This is a genomic window from Stappia stellulata (genome assembly GCF_020176715.1).
Classification (GTDB): Bacteria; Pseudomonadota; Alphaproteobacteria; order Rhizobiales; family Stappiaceae; genus Stappia.
Window position 1 is genome coordinate 131,476 of sequence record NZ_JAIVMF010000009.1, and the last position, 16,471, is coordinate 147,946.

Here is a 16,471-nt window from a genome sequence, read left to right on the forward strand (position 1 = left end):
TGCCAGTCGGGGCGAACGGTCAGGCCGTCGCGCGCGCCTGCGCGAGGACCCCGCCGCCAAGCGGCGCCTTCACGCCCGTGGTGAGCGGAAAGCTGAGCGGCAGGCCGCGCTTGGAGCGCATTGCCAGAAAGGCGAAACACTCCGCCTCCACCGCATCGCCGCGGAAGCCGACGCTTTCGGCCGGCACCACCTCCGCGCCGGTGCGTTTCGCGATCTCGCGCATCATCACCGGGTTCTTGCGTCCGCCGCCGCATACGACGATGCGCCGCGGGCGCGACGGCAACAGGTCGAGCGCCTTTCCGACCGACCCGGCCGTGAAGGCGGTGAGAAGGGCCGCCCCGTCCTCCAGGCTCTCCCCGTCCGCCATGGAGGCGGAGAAATCGAAGCGGTCGAGCGACTTGGGATAGGGCGCGGCGAGGAAGGGGTGCTCGAGCAGCGTGCGAAGCTTCGCCTCGTCGACGGTGCCGCGCGCGGCAATCGCGCCGTCCTCGTCCATGTCGCCGCCACTGTGCGCGAAGATCCAGTCGTTCACCGGCGCGTTCGCCGGACCGGTGTCGAAGGCGACCATGTGATCGCCGTCGCACCAGGTGAGATTGGCGACGCCGCCGAGATTGAGCACCGCCGTGTCGCTGCCGGCGTTGATCTTCCTCAGCGCCGCCTTGTGATAGATCGCCGACAGCGGCGCGCCGTGTCCGCCCGCGTCCATGTCGGCGGAGCGGAAGTCGTAGACGACATCGGTGCCGACGATGTCCGCCATCATCGCGCCGTCGCCGAGCTGCCGCGTGTACCCGCGCCGCCCGCCCTCAGGCGCCTGATGCAGGACCGTCTGCCCGTGGAAGCCGACGGCGGAGATGTCGGAAGCCGCATAGCCGTGCCTCTCGAGAAAGCCCTTGACCGCAAGCGATTGCGCCTCGGTGAGAGCCTGTTCCGCCTCGCGGAAGATCTCCGGTTCCGGCCCCTTGAACTGCCACGCGAGCGCCGCCTGGAAGGTGCGTCCGAGAAGCTCGCGGATGTCGACCGGATAGGGCGCGAGCTCCCACGGCCCGAAGGCATCGATCGTCTCGCCGTCGGTCTTGATCATGGCGATGTCGATGTATCCGTCGAGGACGGTTCCGGTCATCAGTCCGATTGCCCAGGCAGGCTTCATGTCGTCATGCTCCTTGTGCGCCGCCTCAGGCTGCGGCCGCGCGTTTGTTCTGGATGTGCTGCGGGAAGATGCGGCCCGCCGGCTTGCGGCAGTCCTTGCAGTGGGACACGGCGGCGCGCCCGTGGTCGGCAAGCCGGCAGCGGAAGGCGAGCGCGCCGGCAAGCACCCGGTCGACGCCGTCGCGCAGGAGATTGCCGACGATCCCGGCCTGGCCGTGGCTGATCACGCAGATCGAGACGTCGCCGTTGGGCGCGACGCAAAAGACGTGGCCCGCCCAGAAGCAGGGCAGCTGCGGAACGGGAAGATGCGGCAGCACCTCCTCCGACAGCATGCGGTCGAGCGTGCCGTCGCTTTCCAGGCTCTCGATCTTGTCGATGGCCTGTTCCGCGCCGCCGGGCAGGAGCGGCTTGACCTTCTCGTACTGGTCGACGCGTTCAAGCAGCTTGAGAAAGCGCGGATCATAGTCCTCGATCGGCTCGTCCAGATCGATCTGGTAGACGCCGACGCGCAAGCCCGGCCGATCCCTGGCGCGGTCGAGCAGGATTTCCAGCCCGCGCAGGGACTTCTCGAAGTTGCCCTCGCCCCGGTTGAGGTCGTGCGACAGGCGGTTGCCGCCATCGAGCGAGACGAAGATCTTGTGGTCGAAATCGACCGAGACGATCTCCTCGACCCGCTTCTCGGTCAGCATCGTGCCGTTGGTGTGCCACTGAAGCGGAATGGTCGGCATGACCTCGCCGACGGTCGCGAGCAGCTCCGCGAAACGCGGGTTCATCAAGGGCTCGCCGCGCCAGTTGAGATGGATGGTCTGCACATCGACCGAGGCGCTGTCGCGCAGGTCGCAGAGCATGCGCCGGAGATCCTCCGGCGTCATGTCGTCCTTGCCGTGGCTAAGCTTGGTGTAGCACAGCCGGCAGGCGAGATTGCAGCGGGTGGTGGGGTCGAGCCAGAGCCAGACGGGCGATCCGTCGATGGCGGAACTCTCGGCGCGCGGAGTGTGATCGGTCATGCAAGCTCCCTGGTCACCTACCGCCAGGGCGCCCCTGGCCGGGCAAAATCAGTTGATCATACAATATCCGACAAGACAATACCTTTTAAGGACCATTATAAGGCCAGATTAAGACGATGCACGCGGATAATGGATCGGCACGCACCAATGGTTGGCGGCCACCCAATCGGTGTTCGGCAGCTCCACCGGGTGCTTCATGATGCGGTGGCAGGGCAGCTCGTAGACCTTGCCGGCCCCGCCCTCGATCGGATCGAACACGATGTATTTGTAGAAGCCGCTCTCCATGCCGTCGGGCAGGCGCAGCCGGTTTGGGTAGGCGGGATCGAGAGTGTCGCGCGCATAGGCGCGCTTCCAGGACACGATGTCCTTCAGTCGCCGGGTCTGCACCACCCCCATGGCAGCGGTGAATTCGTCGATCCGGTGGTTCATCCCTTCGATCCGGTAGCCGGACCCGCGACCGTAATCGCGGAACGAGCGGGCGTGGCGGGCAAGCTCCGGGTTCGCGGTGACCAGCATGCCGCCTTCGCCCGTGGAGATCGTCTTGGTGGGATAGAAGGAATAGATGCCGGCATCGCCGAAACTGCCGGCGGCGCGCCCGTTCCAGCGGGCGCCATGGGCATGGGCGCAATCCTCGATCAGCCAGATGCCCTTGTCCCGGCAATAGGCCGCGATCTTCTCGATGTCGAAGGCGATATGCCCGCCGACATGAACGATCCAGGCCGCCTTGGGCCGATGGCGCTCGGCCGTCTCCACAAAGTCGGCGAAAGACCCACAAAGATCCTCCCGGTTGCAGTCGTAGAAGATGACGGACGCGCCGGACCATTGCGCCGAGCGCGGCGTGGCCAGAAAGGTGTTGGAGGGCGACAGCACCGTCTCGCCGGTCACGCCGATGAAGTCGAGGGCCGCCAGCGCGCCGCCGGCCCAATTGTTGAAGGCCACCGCCTCGAGCCCGGTTTCATCCGCCCAGGCCGCCTCGAAGGCCCGCGTGTGCACGCCGTCGCTCCAGCGGTTGGAGCGCAGGATATCGCGCCACAGACCGAGGAGTTCCTCCTCGTCGCGCGGATCGAAGGCGATGGAAAACGGCAACGGCGCAGGCCGTTCGATCCCGGTGTCCACAGCCTGTGCCTGCGGCTCGCTCATAGCAGCATGTCCTCCTGGCCTTGCCCGAAAAGCGCAGCGCCGTCGTTTCGGGCGTGAAGTTCGTACTGGTTGGCCGCATGCTGGCGCGCCGCGAGCATGTCGTTGAAAAACCGAAGCAAGGGCGATCCGCGATAAAGCGCGGACGCCCCGGCGGCGCGCAGAAGATCGGCCGCGTGCTGGAAGCAGCGGTCCGCGACGCGGGTCGCGTTCAGGCGAAACACGCGCCGCCGCGACACGGCCACCGCCTCGCCGCGCTCGGCGGCCTCGGTCATCTCGGCCAGATCGCCCTCGAGCACGCGCCACATCGCCGCGACGTCGGCATCGACCGTCGCGCAGAGATCCTGCACATGCGGGTCCTCGGCGATGCGCTGCGCCATCATCGAGGTGCGGCCGGCGTTTGCCGCGAGATACGCCGACAGCATGCCGCGCAGCCCGCCGAGCGATGCGGTCGAGATCGAGCGGAACAGCAATTGCGGCAGCGGCAGGCGATAGAGCGGTCCGGTGTTGACCTGCGTTCCCGGCGTGCGGCCGTGGAAGCGGTCTTCATGGGCCAGAAAACGGTGGGCGGGGACAGAGGCCTCCGCGACCTCCACCGCATGGCTGCCGGTTCCGCGCAGGCCGGCGACGTCCCAGTCGGCCACAATCTGCACATCGGTGCGCGGCACGACGCAGGCGCCGGCCTGAGGCGCGCCATCCCCCTCCCGCAAGGCGCCAAGCATGAGCCAGTCGGCGTGGTCGACGCCACTGGAGAAGCGCCAGCGCCCCGACAGCCGATAGCCGCCGCCCGGCTCCGGCCGCAGGCGGCCGCCCGGCATGTTGCTCGACGACAGGATGGCGTCGGCATCCGCCCCCCACACATCCGCCTGCGCCTGGGGGGAAAACAGCGCCAGATGAAAGGAAACAACCCCCATGTTGGCCAGCACCCAGCCGGCCGACATATCCGCCTCGGCAAGAACCGCCTGCAAGCGAAAGAGGGTGATCGCCGGACGTTCGAGACCGCCGAAGCCCCGCGGCTGCAGCACCCGGAAGAACCCGTTCTCGCGAAAGGACGCCACGGTCTCCGCGCTCAGGCGACAGGTTTCGTCACCTGCCTCCGCCCGCGTCCGCAACACGTCCTGAAGCGCTCGCCCGGCCGCCAGAACATCGTCTGCGCAAGGCAGGGGCGCAACGGCAGGACCAACCCCGGAAAGAGACGCGGACAGGGACACAGGCGGACCTCCAGTCTCGGTGGTGTTAGACTGGTAGGATATTTCAGGTGGCGATTTTTGCAAGGACACGCTGAGAAACAATGCCCGCGCACCGTTTCCCCGCGTATCCGAAGGCGTCGGGGAAGGCGGCCAGACGGAACCAACCGGCCATGAGCCGATGGGGCACCGAGTGTTCACCCGATCAGGTCCCTCAGCGGCACTGACGGATCGGCGATCCGCACGCGGTCGGGGCTGCGCCCCTGCGCCAGCGCGCGTTTTCCGGTCATATAGGCCTGCGGTGACCCCAGCGCATCGACGGCGACCAGCCTGTCCTTGCGGAAATACCAATGGGACAGGCCTTCCCGATCCGAGCGCCGCACCACGACTTCATCGCCGGGCAACGACTGGCCCGCGATCTGAAGCTTGAGATCATATTGATCGGACCAGAACCACGGCTGCGGCTGATAGGGCTTGCCTTGCCCGAGAATGCTTCGGGCAACAACCGCGCCGCTGTCGCAGGCATTGCCGACGCTTTCCAGCCGCAGCGCAGCGCCCGGCAGCACGAAGCGCGCGCAATCGCCCGCAGCCCATATCCCGGCCACATTGGTCCGGCCTTCTCCGTCAACGAGAATTCCGTCATCGACCGCAATTCCCGCCGCTGCGGCCAGGTCCGCATTCGGCCTTGCGCCAATTCCCACAACAACGCAGTCGGCGGCCAACCGCTCGCCGCTGGCGAGCACCGCCGCGCGCACATGGCCTTCCCCCTCGAGCGCGGCAAGCTGAGCGCGAAAGCGGAAGTCGACGCCCTTGTCCTGGTGAAGACGGACGACATGCTCCGCCGTTTCCTTGCACGCCACGCGGCCGAGCACGCGCGGCCCGGCCTCGACCACGGTTACCCGCAGTCCGAGCTTGCGCGCGACTGCCGCCATTTCCAGGCCGATATATCCACCGCCAACAATCAGGAGCGCCTTGCCGGGGGACAGCTCCCGGCGCAGACGATCGATATCGTCGAGCCCCCGGACGACGTGAACCCCGGCGAGATTCCCGTCCACCGACGGCGGCAGCCGGCGCGGCGCGGCCCCGGTCGCCAGGACGAGATGCCGGTAGCCGATGCGGGCGCCATCCGCCAGCACCAGCGCCTTGCTGGCGTGATCGATCTGGCGAACCGCACGCCCCAGATGCAGGCCTATGCGGTGCTGCGCGTACCAGGCTTGCGGTTTCAGGCTGAGACGGTCGGCCTCCAGATCGCCGAGCAGATAGGCTTTCGACAGGGGCGGGCGCTGATACGGCAGATAAGGCTCGGCCCCGACGAGATGGATGTCTCCTTCGAAGGAGAGCTTGCGCAGCGTTTCGGCGGTCGCGACCGCCGCCTGCCCCGCGCCGACGACAACCACGGGACCTGATTGATGTTGCTCGGACATGAACGCGTCCTCAATAGACCACGACGGAGCGGATGCTTTCGCCCCGGTGCATCAAGTCGAAAGCCTCGTTGATCCGCTCCAGAGGGAAGGTATGCGTGATCATCGGGTCGATCTCGATCGTCCCGTCCATGTACCAGTCGACGAATTTCGGCACATCGGTCCGCCCCCTCGCCCCGCCAAACGCCGTGCCCTTCCAGACGCGGCCGGTGACCAATTGGAACGGACGGGTCGAGATTTCGGCCCCCGCAGGCGCAACGCCGATGATCACCGACACGCCCCAGCCACGGTGCGAACACTCCAGCGCATCGCGCATCACCTGAACGTTGCCGGTCGCATCGAAGGAATAGTCGACACCGCCAATCCGGTCGTCTCCGGTTCGGGTCATCTCCACGATCTCCTGAACAACCGGACGGTCGATCTTCGAGGGATTGACGAAATGGGTCATGCCGAACCTCTTCGCCATGGCCGCCTTGTCGTCATTGACGTCGACACCGATGATGGTCGCGCAACCGGCCATCCGCAGCCCCTGGATCACATTCAGGCCGATGCCGCCCAAGCCGAACACCGCCGCACTGGCACCAGGCTCGACACCGGCGGTGTTGATCACCGCCCCGATGCCCGTGGTTACGCCGCAGCCGATGTAGCAGATCTTGTCGAAGGGCGCGTCCTTGCGCACTTTGGCGAGAGCGATTTCGGGCATCACCGTGTGGTTGGCGAAAGTCGAGCAGCCCATGTAGTGATAGATCGGCGTGCCATCGAGCATGGAAAACCGCGTGGTGCCGTCGGGCATCAGCCCCTGCCCCTGGGTGTTTCGGATCGCCGTGCAGAGATTGGTCTTGCCAGACCGGCAGGAATGGCAGTCTCCGCATTCGGGGGTATACAAGGGGATCACATGATCGCCCGGCTCCAGCGTTGTCACCCCCTCGCCGATCTCGAGAACGATGCCCGCGCCCTCGTGACCCAGGATCGACGGAAACAGCCCTTCCGGGTCAGACCCCGAACGGGTGAATTCGTCGGTATGACAGATCCCGGTGGCCTTCATCTCGACGAGCACCTCGCCGGCTTTCGGGCTCTGGAGATTGACATCCATGACGACGAGCGGTTTGCCCGCTTCCAATGCGACTGCCGCACGCGTGCGCATGAAAAGTGCCTCCGATTTCAGTTGAGCAGATTGGGAAGGAAAAGCGTGAGCGAGGGGAGCAGAACGATCAGCGCCAGGCGAAAGATATCGGCAACCCAGAAAGGCGTGACGCCCCGAAAGATCGTGCTTGTGGCCACGTCAGGCACCACCGACTTCATGATGAAGACGTTCAGCCCGACAGGCGGCGTGATCAGACTGATTTCGGTCACCACCACCACGACAATGCCGAACCAGACCGGGTCGAACCCCAGCGCGACGACGATCGGGAAAAACACCGGCACCGTCAGCACCATCATCGACAGGCTCTCGAAGACACAGCCAAGTGCGATGTAGATCAGCAAGATGACGAGAATGACCGTCATCGGATGGAGATCGTTCTCCGTCACGAAGCCGACCAGTGCTTCGGGGAGGCCGACGAGATTCACGAAATTCGAAAAGATCCAGGCGCCGATAAGGATCGAGAAAAGCCCGGCCGTCGTGATTGCCGTCTCGGTGAGTGCCGCCAGGGTGTTTCGCCAGGTCAGGCGCCGGCGCCAGAGCGCGATGGCAAAGGTGCCCATGGCGCCCATGCCCGCCGCTTCCGTGGGCGAGAAGGTCAGGTTGATCGGGTGCCAGTTGAAGAGGCCGTACAGACCACCGATGACGAAAGCGAACAGGCCGATCACGGCACCTATGCCGGACAGGGAGCGCAGGCGTTGCGCCCAGGAGCTGCGGTCGCCGGGAGGACCGGCCGCGGGGCGGCGCCAGACGACGAACAGGACCGCGCCGAGGTAGAACAAGACGCCGAGGGCGCCGGGCACGATCCCGGCCAGAAACAGCGCTGCGATCGAGCTTTGGGTCAACAGTCCGTAGATCACCAGCACCACGGAAGGCGGGATCAGGATCCCGAGCGTTCCGCCCGCCGCGATCGCAGCGGTCGACAGCGCGTCATCATAGCCGAACCGTCGCATCTCGGGCATGGCGACACGGCTCATGGTCGAGGCCGTGGCCAGCGACGATCCGGAAATGGCCGCAAACAGTCCGCATGCCGAGATTGTCGCCATCGCAAGCCCGCCACGCAAATGCCCGAGAAAGGCATGCGCGGCGCGGTAGATATCGCGGCTCATGCCGGACTGATTGACGAAGAGCCCCATCAGAACGAACAAGGGCACCACCGACAGGCCGTAGTCCCGGGCCGCATCGGTGATCAGGCGCGCCGACATGGACAGCGATGCACGCATGCTCGTTTCCATGGCATAGCCGAAGATCCCGACCGCCCCCATGGCTAGGGCAATGGGCACGCGCAACAGGATAAGGCCAAGCACGGCGGCAAAGCCGAGAAGTGCAGCAGTCATATGAAGATCCCCGAAAGGCTCATGCGTCGCCGCGCCGCGGCTCCATGGATCCGACCAGGGCCGGATTGACGATCAGAAAGACGCCGCGCAGAACCATCGCCGCCGCGCCAGCCGCCAGACCGGCCGTAATGAAGAGAATGATCCCGCCGACCGAAAGCCGGAGGTAGAGCGTGACCTCGCCATACCCCAGGGTGCGAAGGCCGCTCGTCCAGCACGCCATGACGGGCCAGACCAGAAGCACGCCGAACAGCAGGTTCATCGCCGCATCACGCCATCGGATCAGAAAGCGCGGCAGAAACCCGTCCAGCAGGTCGACGGAGATATGCCGCTCGAAAAGGCAGGTCGCGGGCATGGCGAGAAACACCACGGCGGCAAGCAGCAGCTCCGTCAGTTCGGCCGCCCCCGGAATCGGTGACGACAGAACGCTCCGCCCGATCACGTCGCCGAACGTCAGCACCATCATCACGAACAGGCAACCCGCGGCCAGCCGCAAAGGCAGGCTGGCCGCGAGACGGAGTATCGACGCCATCATTCGCCGATCTCTTGCATCACCCTTTCCGACTGCGCACGGAACATTTCGAGCGCCCTGGCCGCGTTGACGCCCGTGCCGTCAACCTTTTCGAGGATCTGTTCCTCGACATCCCGTGCGACCGCATCGAAGACCTCCAGATCGGCCTGGGATGCGACCACCCTTGGATGTCCCAGATCGGTGGCCGACTGCAACGCGGCCCGGTCTCCGCCGTCCCAATGGCGACCGAACAGGCGAGACAACGGCTCGCCGAAAAGCTCGTCATCCAGCTTTTGCCGAAGCTGCGGATCCAGGCTGTCCCAAACCTCCCGGTTCATCAAGACGGCAAAGGAACCGCGATACAGCCCGCCGGGAACCTCGAACATGGCCGGCGCCACTTCGTTCATCCGAAATCCGGTGCGGCTGTCCAGGTTCATCACCACACCGTCCGCCGCCCCGGATGACAGCGTCTCATAAACCTTGGTGGCCGGGACCTGGATGCCGACGGCACCCAACCCCTCGATCACCATCGAGCCGACCCCTCCCGGCGCACGCAGCTTCATGCCTTCGATCTCGGTGATGCTGTCGACCGGACGCACAAGGTGAAACTGAGCGGCCCCGTGCATGAACATCGCGGCCGTCTTGAACTCGTCTTGTTCGCCGGCCGCCTTGAGCATCTCGTTCCAGACCCGCCAGTAGGCGGTGGAGGTTGCCTCCGCGCCGCCCATGGTGCCCGGCAGTTCGACAAGCTCGCTGGTAACGAAACGCCCCGGATTGTAGCCATGGAAAATGTAGGTGATGTCCGCCGCGCCATCGAGGACCAGGTCCGCCATGCCCGGCGGCGGCGCAAGCCCGAGTTTCACCGTGGCGGTCAACGCGCCGTCCGAGACGGTCTCGAGGCGGCGGATGAACTCCGGCCAGACCTCGGAGTTGATCACATGCGTGGGCGGAGCCCATGAAGCGATCGTGAGGGTCTGCTTTGCCTCCACGGGCAGCGCACTGATTGCCGCAAACGACAAGGCGCACAAAACTGCCTTCCTGAATGTCATTCTGTCTCCTCCCTTTCAATGAACGGCCATGGCCGTAGCAACGACTGTCAGACCTGTGTTTCGGGAACGGTGATCGTGGCTCCGTCCATCCAGTCCTCGATCTTCACCTGGCACCCGAGCCGGCTCAGCGGCCGGCGCTCCACCGCGGCGAAATCCAGCATCTCGTCTTCCGCGCCTTCGGGACCTCCAAGCCGGCTCGCAATCGCCTCGTCGACAAAAACGTGGCATGTGGCACAGGCGAGAGAGCCTGCGCACTCCGCGACAATTCCAGGCACACCGTTGCTTATCGCGGTCTCCATGAGGGAATGGCCGGGCGTGGCCGGCACATCGCGGCTCGATCCGTCGGGCAAGACAAAGTGAAGGGTCGTCATGGGGTCCTCCTCCCGGCGTGGCGACGCGTGCGACGCGTCCTTCAGGGTCTGATCTGTTCGGATCTGGCGCGCACCGCTCAGCCGCGCAGGCGCACTCGCAACTGGCTCGGGCCGCGAAACGAAATGGTCTTCGTCCAGTCGATTTCCTGGCCGGGCATAAGCGCCATATCCGGAAACCGGGCCGAGAGCTCCTCAAGCAGGACCTTCAGCTCAAGCCGGGCCAGCGGAGCACCCAGGCAGGTGTGGATCCCGCTCCCGAAAGCGAGGTGCTCGCGCGGATTGCGACGTTCCACATCGAATGTTTCCGGGTCATCGAAACAGGCGCCGTCATGATTGGCGGAGGCCAGGGCCACGAGGATCCTGTCGCCCTTGGGGATATCCTGCCCCGCGATGGTGACATCGACCTTCGCGGTGCGCCGCCATGCGACCACGGAGGAGGCATATCGCAATCCCTCTTCAACCGCATTTGCAACGAGCTCCGGCCTTCGGACGATTTTCGCCCATTCCTCCGGACGCTTCATCAGTTCGAGAAACAGGTTGCCGGCGGCATTCGTGGTGGTTTCGTGCCCCGCAATCAGCAGGCCGAACACCAGGCTCTTGATTTCATTTTCCGTCAACACGGCGTCATCGCCGTCACGCCGAGCGAGCAGGAAACTCGGGTAGTCGTCCCCCGGAGCCACCTTGCGCGCCTCAACCAGTTCGCAGGCATAATCCCAGAAATCCGCGAGATCGTGGACGGCAAGCTCAAGCTCGGACTCGCTCGGCTTGCCCCACACCATGTTCAAGCGGAGATCGCCCCATTTCTTGATCTTGCGCGGATCGAAATCCGTCTCGCCAAGCAGCAGGAACACGACCTGGGCCGGGAACTCGTAGAATATCGCATCGACGAGATCGACCTCATCCAGCCCTGTGATCCGGTCGATGTAAACTCTGACCAGTTTGCGCAGCGCGTCCTCGTAGAAGGAAAACCGGCGAACGTTGAGGAAGCGCGACGCGATCATGCGAATGCGCGTGTGCCGTGGCGGGTCGCAGGCCACCTGAACGGCCTCGTTGGTGAAGTTCCGCTCTTTCAGATAGTCCAGCACCTTCTGCGGCCAGGGCGTGATTGGCTGGGTGGCAATTTCCGCGGAAAAACTCTCGTGGTCGCGCAGCGTTGCAAGAACATCTTCGCGCCGGGTCACAACCCAATAGCCGATCTGCGGAGAATAGAAGACCGGCACATCGTCCCGAACGCTCGCAAAGAATTCGTACATTCCCTCGTGCCGAAACGGCTCGTGGTTCGCTCCCGCGGCGTGAAACGGACAAGCCGCAGGCTGTCCGCCCGGCACCGAAAAGTCAGACATCGGATATTCCTCCCAAGAAATCGAACGGCTCCTCTCCGCGATCTCCGACCGAGGTTTATGATGCGATATGTTGTCTTGTCAACATCAATATTGTCATGTCAACAAATCGACCTATCCCGGGACTGACAGCCTTGAACCCCTCCCCGAATTCTCATATTCAGTGCTATGCCCGATCAAAAAGACCTTGAGCCTCGCCGGTCGCAGGAGACCGATCTGCCGGACGAGTTGTTTCTCGTGACCATGGAGGACGACGACCAGGCGGCGCGGAGCACGCTGAGCTTTTCGAGGTCGCCGACGGTCCTGCTCACCTTTGCAGCGAACCGCTTTGGCCGGGCCGCGTCGCGGATTTATCAAGAGCGATACGGCGTCGGCGTCATGGACTGGCGGATGCTGGTGATGCTGACGCGTGAACCCGGCGCGACGGTCACCCTGTCGTCCGAGACGATCGGGATCGACAAGGCCGCCGTCAGCCGGTGCCTGCAACGCCTTCACGAGAAGGGGCTTGTCAGCCAGGGGCCCGTGCACGCCAACGGTCGCAGCCGGGGATGGAGCCTGACAGAGAAGGGTCACGCCCTTCACGCGACCATCCTTGCCGAAGCGCTGGAGCGCCAGCGCCACCTGTTTGCCGGGTTTTCGCCGGAGGAGATCGCCACGCTGTGCGGGATGCTCACCCGGTTTCTGGAAAACCTCTCCGCCCTTCAGGCAAAACCGCCCGAAGAGATCAAGGCACCGGCCACTTCGCAAGAGCCCACGCCCTGACACGCAAGGCCGCATCCGTTTCGCAGCCTTGGCGGAATTGGCCAAGCGCTTCCCTTGATCTGGCGCCGCGCGCCGACCGGCAGCAACGAACGCAACCGCGCGGGTGTTTGACAGGTCACGCCCGCCTGTCGGCTCGCCGCCCTTCCGCCGCCTGAAGCGCGGATTCGCCTGCCGCGCTTTGGCTCGCCCGTTGCACGATCGCAGCCCGGCACTGCCCAGACGACAGCCCGAATCCATCAACTAAGTCACTTGCTCAAAACTATTGACTTAGATATTCGGTTCGCGCCATGCTCGGCCAACAGGCGCTGGCGTCCGCTTTTTTCGGGGAGGAATTCGGAAAAAGCGCAAGAACAAGCAACATCAAGCCAGCACATCAGGTCCGCGCGGGAGGAAAACATGTACGAGGTACAAGACAGCGTTCTGTCCAGGGAAACCACCGATCCGCGGATTCCCGCGCGTCAGGACGTGGTCACCCGCTACCTGATCGACCGGCAGGCGCGGGAGCGCCCCGACGCCGTCTTTGCCAAGTTCGACGACACCGGCGAGGAATGGACCTACGCGACGTTTCGCAACCTGGTTCTGCAGACGGCCATCGGCCTCCAGACCCAGGGCGTGCGGCAGGGCGATCACGTTCTCGTCTGGATGCCGAACTGCCGGGAACAGATCCGGATCTTCTTCGCGCTCAACTATCTCGGGGCGATCTACGTTCCCATCAACACCGCCTACAAGGGCCGGCTGCTGGAACATGTCATCGACATCTCCGACGCCACGCTCGCCATCGTCGAAGCCGCCCTGGTCGAGCGGATGGAGGGCGTCGACCTCGGGCGGCTGGAGCGGCTGATCGTCACCGGCACGGCCGGGAAAGAGATCGCGGCGCCGCTTCCCGCGACCCTTTATCAGGAGGTGCTGCTGCCCGAGAGCGGCTCGCTGGCCCCGCTCCAGCGCAGCATCGAGCCCTGGAACCCGATGACCATCATCTTCACCTCCGGCACGACCGGGCCGTCGAAGGGGGTGCTGATGTCCTATCTGCACCTCTTCTCGAACGCGGGTCCGGAATCCTGGCCCTTCGTCACCGCAAACGACCGCTATCTGATCAATGCGCCGATGTTCCATATCGGCGGCTCCGGCCCGATGTTCTGCATGCTGGCGCGCGGGGGCTCGATCGCGGTTGTGGAACGCTTCGAAACCGCGACCTACTGGGATCAGGTGCGCCGCACCGGGAGCACGGTCGCCTTCCTGCTGGGCGTGATGGCGAGCTTCCTGGAAAAGCAGCCGCCGAAGCCCGACGATGCGGACAATCCCTTGCGGCTGGTGCTGATGGTGCCCTTGGCGTCGAATGCGGAAAGCTTCGCCACCCGCTTCGGCCTCGATGTCTACACGATCTTCAACATGACCGAGGTGTCGAGCCCGATCGTGTCCGAGCCAAACCCGAAGGTCCGGGGCACCTGCGGAAAGCCGAGGCCGGGGGTGGAGGTCCGGCTTGTCGACGAGAACGACTGCGAGGTCCCGGTCGGCACCATGGGGGAAATGATCGTCCGCACCGACCGCCCCTGGGCAATGAACAGCGGCTACTACAAGATGCCGGAGGCGACGGCCAAGGCCTGGCGCAACGGCTGGTTCCACACCGGCGACGCCTTCGTGCAGGACGCGGACGGCAACTTCTTCTTCGCCGACCGGGTGAAGGACGCCATCCGGCGCAGGGGCGAGAACATTTCCTCCTTCGAGGTGGAATCCGAGGTTCTGGCCCACCCCGACGTGTTCGAGGCGGCCGCCGTGGCCGTCGACAGCGAACATAGCGAGGACGAGGTGATGATCTGCGTCTCGCCGGTCGCCGGGCGCACGATCGACCCGGCCGAACTGATCGCGTTCCTGCAGGAGCGCATGGCCTACTTCATGGTGCCCCGCTACGTGCGCATCCTGGACAGCCTTCCCAAGACGCCGACCGCGAAGGTGCTGAAACACCAGTTGCGCAGCGAGGGCGTGACGCCGGACACCTGCGACCGCAACGCCGCAGGCATTTCCATCAAGGGAGAGAGGTTTCGCACGCCTGTCTGACCTCCGGGTCGTCAGGCGCGCGCCCGCCCCTGCCATGAGGCGGGACACAATTCCGTTTGGTCATTTTCTGGGGAGGAAACAATGACACATCCAGCAGCCGGCATGGTGGTGATGACATCGACCGAGCGCATTCGCTTCGGGGAACCCGCCGCCAAAGCGCTGGCGGCCGAGGTCGAGATGCTCGGTGCCAGGCGCGTCGTCCTGATCGCCAGCAAGTCGCTTGCCGACCACACCGACGAGATCGCGAAGATCGAGGCCGCCCTTGGCACACGCCATACGGAGACATTCACCGGCGTGGAGCCGCATGTGCCGCGCGACAACGTGATCGCGGCGACCGCCGTGGCCCGGGAGGCAAACGCCGACCTGATCGTCTCCATCGGCGGCGGATCCGTCACCGATTGCGCCAAGATCGTGCCGGTGATGCTGAAGCACGACGTGCGCACGGCACAGGGCATGGCCCCCTACCACATCACGGTGGACGACGCCGGTGCCATGGTCGTGCCGGCCTTCGCCCCCCAGGACATTCGCACGATCTGCATTCCCACGACCCTGTCGGGCGGCGACTTCAATCCGCTTTCGGGCGCGACCGACCCGCTCAGCAAGCACAAGCAAGCCTATCTGGAGCGGATGATGGCGCCGGTTGCGGTGATCCTCGATCCGGCACTGACCGTTCACACGCCCGAATGGCTCTGGCTGTCGACCGGCGTGCGGGCGCTGGACCACGCAATCGAAACCCTGCAATCCTTCCAGTCCAACGACTTCTGCGACGGTCTGGCGAAAAGCGCCCTCGATCTGCTGATCGCGGGACTGCCGCGGGTCAAGGCCGACCCCGGCGATCTCGAGGCGCGGCTGAAGTGCCAGATCGGCGTCTGGCAGTCCATGCTGCCGATCATTGCCGGCGTCCCGATGGGCGCAAGCCACTCGATCGGCCATGTGCTGGGCGGGCTGTGCGACGTGCCCCACGGTCACACCTCCTGCGTGATGTCGCCTTTCGTCCTGCAATGGAACGAGCCGGTGAACGCCGCGCGCCAGGCGCCGATCCGCGCCGCATTCGGCAAGCCCGACGTGCCGGCCGCCGAACTGGTGGACCGTTTCATCTCGGATCTGGGAATGCCCCGCTCGCTGGCCGCCGTCGGCGTGCATGCCGACAAGATGCCGAAAATTGCCGAATACACGATGGACGACATCTGGGGGAAGACCAATCCGCGGCCGATTAGCGGGCCTGCGGATGTGATGGAGATCCTGGAACTGGCCAAATAGGCAAGGCCGCGACCCGACCGCAGAGCGCCGCTCCCACGGGAGCGGCGCGAACCCTTGCTGCCGTCGCGCTCTTTCGCCTCAGCGCGGCGGGGCGCCAACAATGCTGGCCGTGAGGCTGTCGATCAGGCTCTCCAGCGCGGTCGGATCTCCCCACAGGCGGCCGCCATCCTCGTTCAGGACAAAGGCCGCCTCGCGCGCCGACAGGCTGGCCTGCGCGAACTGGTAGAAAAACACCAGCTTCCGGTTCAGCGCGGCGCGCGGGACATCCGGCAGCGCCGCCGCGATATGGTCGATGCAGCGCTGAAAGCTGTCATCGCCCTCCGCCTCGACCGCAGCGGAGAAAATGGCGCGGTGGTTCAGCTGCATCACCGAAATGAACCGCATGTGGCCGAAGCCTATCGGCAGGTCGCTGCGCTGTTCTGGATCACCCGTTCCCACCGTCTCGACCTTGACGATCAGTTCGACGATGTCGCGCACCCCGATCGGGGCACCGGAGGCCTCGAGCGCGTCCAGCGCGGCGTTTCGCGCCCGGCGCGTGCGCATCAGGGCGTCGCGAACCAGCTCGCGGATCAGGTCGTCCTTGGTGCGGAAGTAATAGTGGATTCCGGCGGAATTCTTGACGGACGCCTGGTTCAAAATGGCGCGGACCGACACGCCCTCGATGCCGTGCCGGGAAAACAGCTGAATGGCCGCGATCTTGATCCGCTGACGGGTGTCGTCTTCGTCGCTCCGGTTCACCATGCTCGTTTC

Annotated in this window: 15 protein-coding genes; 3 read left to right on the forward strand and 12 right to left on the reverse strand. The window is 65.0% G+C overall.

Features of this window, described 5'->3' with window-relative positions; all coding sequences use genetic code 11:
• Positions 1–19 precede the first annotated feature (19 nt).
• The 11 genes from LC092_RS12670 to LC092_RS12720 all read right to left on the reverse strand — a co-directional run bounded on the left by LC092_RS12670 (position 20) and on the right by LC092_RS12720 (position 11,647).
• Positions 20–1,147: an anhydro-N-acetylmuramic acid kinase gene (locus LC092_RS12670; protein ID WP_224806902.1), complete on the reverse strand. Its 1,128-nt coding sequence runs from the start codon at positions 1,145–1,147 to the stop codon at positions 20–22.
• A gap of 25 nt (positions 1,148–1,172) precedes the next feature.
• Complete coding sequence (locus LC092_RS12675) at positions 1,173–2,153, reverse strand: radical SAM/SPASM domain-containing protein (RefSeq protein ID WP_224806903.1); 981 nt, start codon at positions 2,151–2,153, stop codon at positions 1,173–1,175.
• Positions 2,154–2,261: 108 nt separating this feature from the next.
• Positions 2,262–3,293 carry an aminotransferase class I/II-fold pyridoxal phosphate-dependent enzyme gene (locus tag LC092_RS12680; protein ID WP_224806904.1) on the reverse strand — a complete coding sequence of 344 codons (1,032 nt, stop codon included), beginning with the start codon at positions 3,291–3,293 and terminating at the stop codon, positions 2,262–2,264.
• Positions 3,290–4,348, reverse strand: coding sequence for a hypothetical protein (locus LC092_RS12685; RefSeq protein WP_224806905.1), 1,059 nt, complete (start codon positions 4,346–4,348; stop codon positions 3,290–3,292). Before LC092_RS12685 ends, LC092_RS12680 begins: the two co-directional genes overlap by 4 nt.
• Before the next feature lie 326 nt (positions 4,349–4,674).
• Positions 4,675–5,901: an NAD(P)/FAD-dependent oxidoreductase gene (locus LC092_RS12690; protein WP_224806906.1), complete on the reverse strand. Its 1,227-nt coding sequence runs from the start codon at positions 5,899–5,901 to the stop codon at positions 4,675–4,677.
• A gap of 10 nt (positions 5,902–5,911) precedes the next feature.
• Complete coding sequence (locus LC092_RS12695) at positions 5,912–7,042, reverse strand: S-(hydroxymethyl)glutathione dehydrogenase/class III alcohol dehydrogenase (RefSeq protein WP_224806907.1); 1,131 nt, start codon at positions 7,040–7,042, stop codon at positions 5,912–5,914.
• A 17-nt stretch (positions 7,043–7,059) separates the two neighbouring features.
• Positions 7,060–8,376 (reverse strand): TRAP transporter large permease, encoded by a 1,317-nt coding sequence (locus LC092_RS12700; RefSeq protein ID WP_224806908.1) that lies wholly within the window; start codon positions 8,374–8,376, stop codon positions 7,060–7,062.
• A gap of 19 nt (positions 8,377–8,395) precedes the next feature.
• The gene (locus tag LC092_RS12705) at positions 8,396–8,908 is read right to left on the reverse strand and encodes a TRAP transporter small permease (protein ID WP_224806909.1); all 513 of its coding nucleotides are present in this window, start codon (positions 8,906–8,908) and stop codon (positions 8,396–8,398) included.
• On the reverse strand, positions 8,905–9,933 hold the full coding sequence (locus tag LC092_RS12710) for a TRAP transporter substrate-binding protein (protein ID WP_224806910.1): 1,029 nt from the start codon (positions 9,931–9,933) through the stop codon (positions 8,905–8,907). The genes LC092_RS12705 and LC092_RS12710 overlap by 4 nt, the downstream gene beginning before the upstream one ends.
• A 47-nt stretch (positions 9,934–9,980) precedes the next feature.
• On the reverse strand, positions 9,981–10,304 hold the full coding sequence (locus LC092_RS12715) for a 2Fe-2S iron-sulfur cluster-binding protein (RefSeq protein ID WP_224806911.1): 324 nt from the start codon (positions 10,302–10,304) through the stop codon (positions 9,981–9,983).
• A gap of 77 nt (positions 10,305–10,381) precedes the next feature.
• Positions 10,382–11,647, reverse strand: coding sequence for a cytochrome P450 (locus LC092_RS12720; RefSeq protein WP_224806912.1), 1,266 nt, complete (start codon positions 11,645–11,647; stop codon positions 10,382–10,384).
• Between the two features lie 165 nt (positions 11,648–11,812).
• Between LC092_RS12720 and LC092_RS12725 the strand changes: the two genes are divergently transcribed.
• The 3 genes from LC092_RS12725 to LC092_RS12735 all read left to right on the forward strand — a co-directional run bounded on the left by LC092_RS12725 (position 11,813) and on the right by LC092_RS12735 (position 15,721).
• The gene (locus tag LC092_RS12725; protein ID WP_224806913.1) at positions 11,813–12,406 is read left to right on the forward strand and encodes a MarR family winged helix-turn-helix transcriptional regulator; all 594 of its coding nucleotides are present in this window, start codon (positions 11,813–11,815) and stop codon (positions 12,404–12,406) included.
• 396 nt (positions 12,407–12,802) lie between these two features.
• Positions 12,803–14,461 (forward strand): AMP-binding protein, encoded by a 1,659-nt coding sequence (locus LC092_RS12730; protein WP_224806914.1) that lies wholly within the window; start codon positions 12,803–12,805, stop codon positions 14,459–14,461.
• 81 nt (positions 14,462–14,542) lie between these two features.
• Entirely contained in the window at positions 14,543–15,721 is a 1,179-nt protein-coding gene (locus LC092_RS12735; RefSeq protein WP_224806915.1) for an iron-containing alcohol dehydrogenase, read from the forward strand.
• A gap of 78 nt (positions 15,722–15,799) precedes the next feature.
• Here the strand turns inward: LC092_RS12735 and LC092_RS12740 are convergent, their stop codons facing one another.
• Positions 15,800–16,462, reverse strand: a complete 663-nt coding sequence (locus LC092_RS12740) for a TetR/AcrR family transcriptional regulator (protein WP_224806916.1) — start codon at positions 16,460–16,462, stop codon at positions 15,800–15,802.
• Between the last annotated feature and the right edge of the window lie 9 nt (positions 16,463–16,471).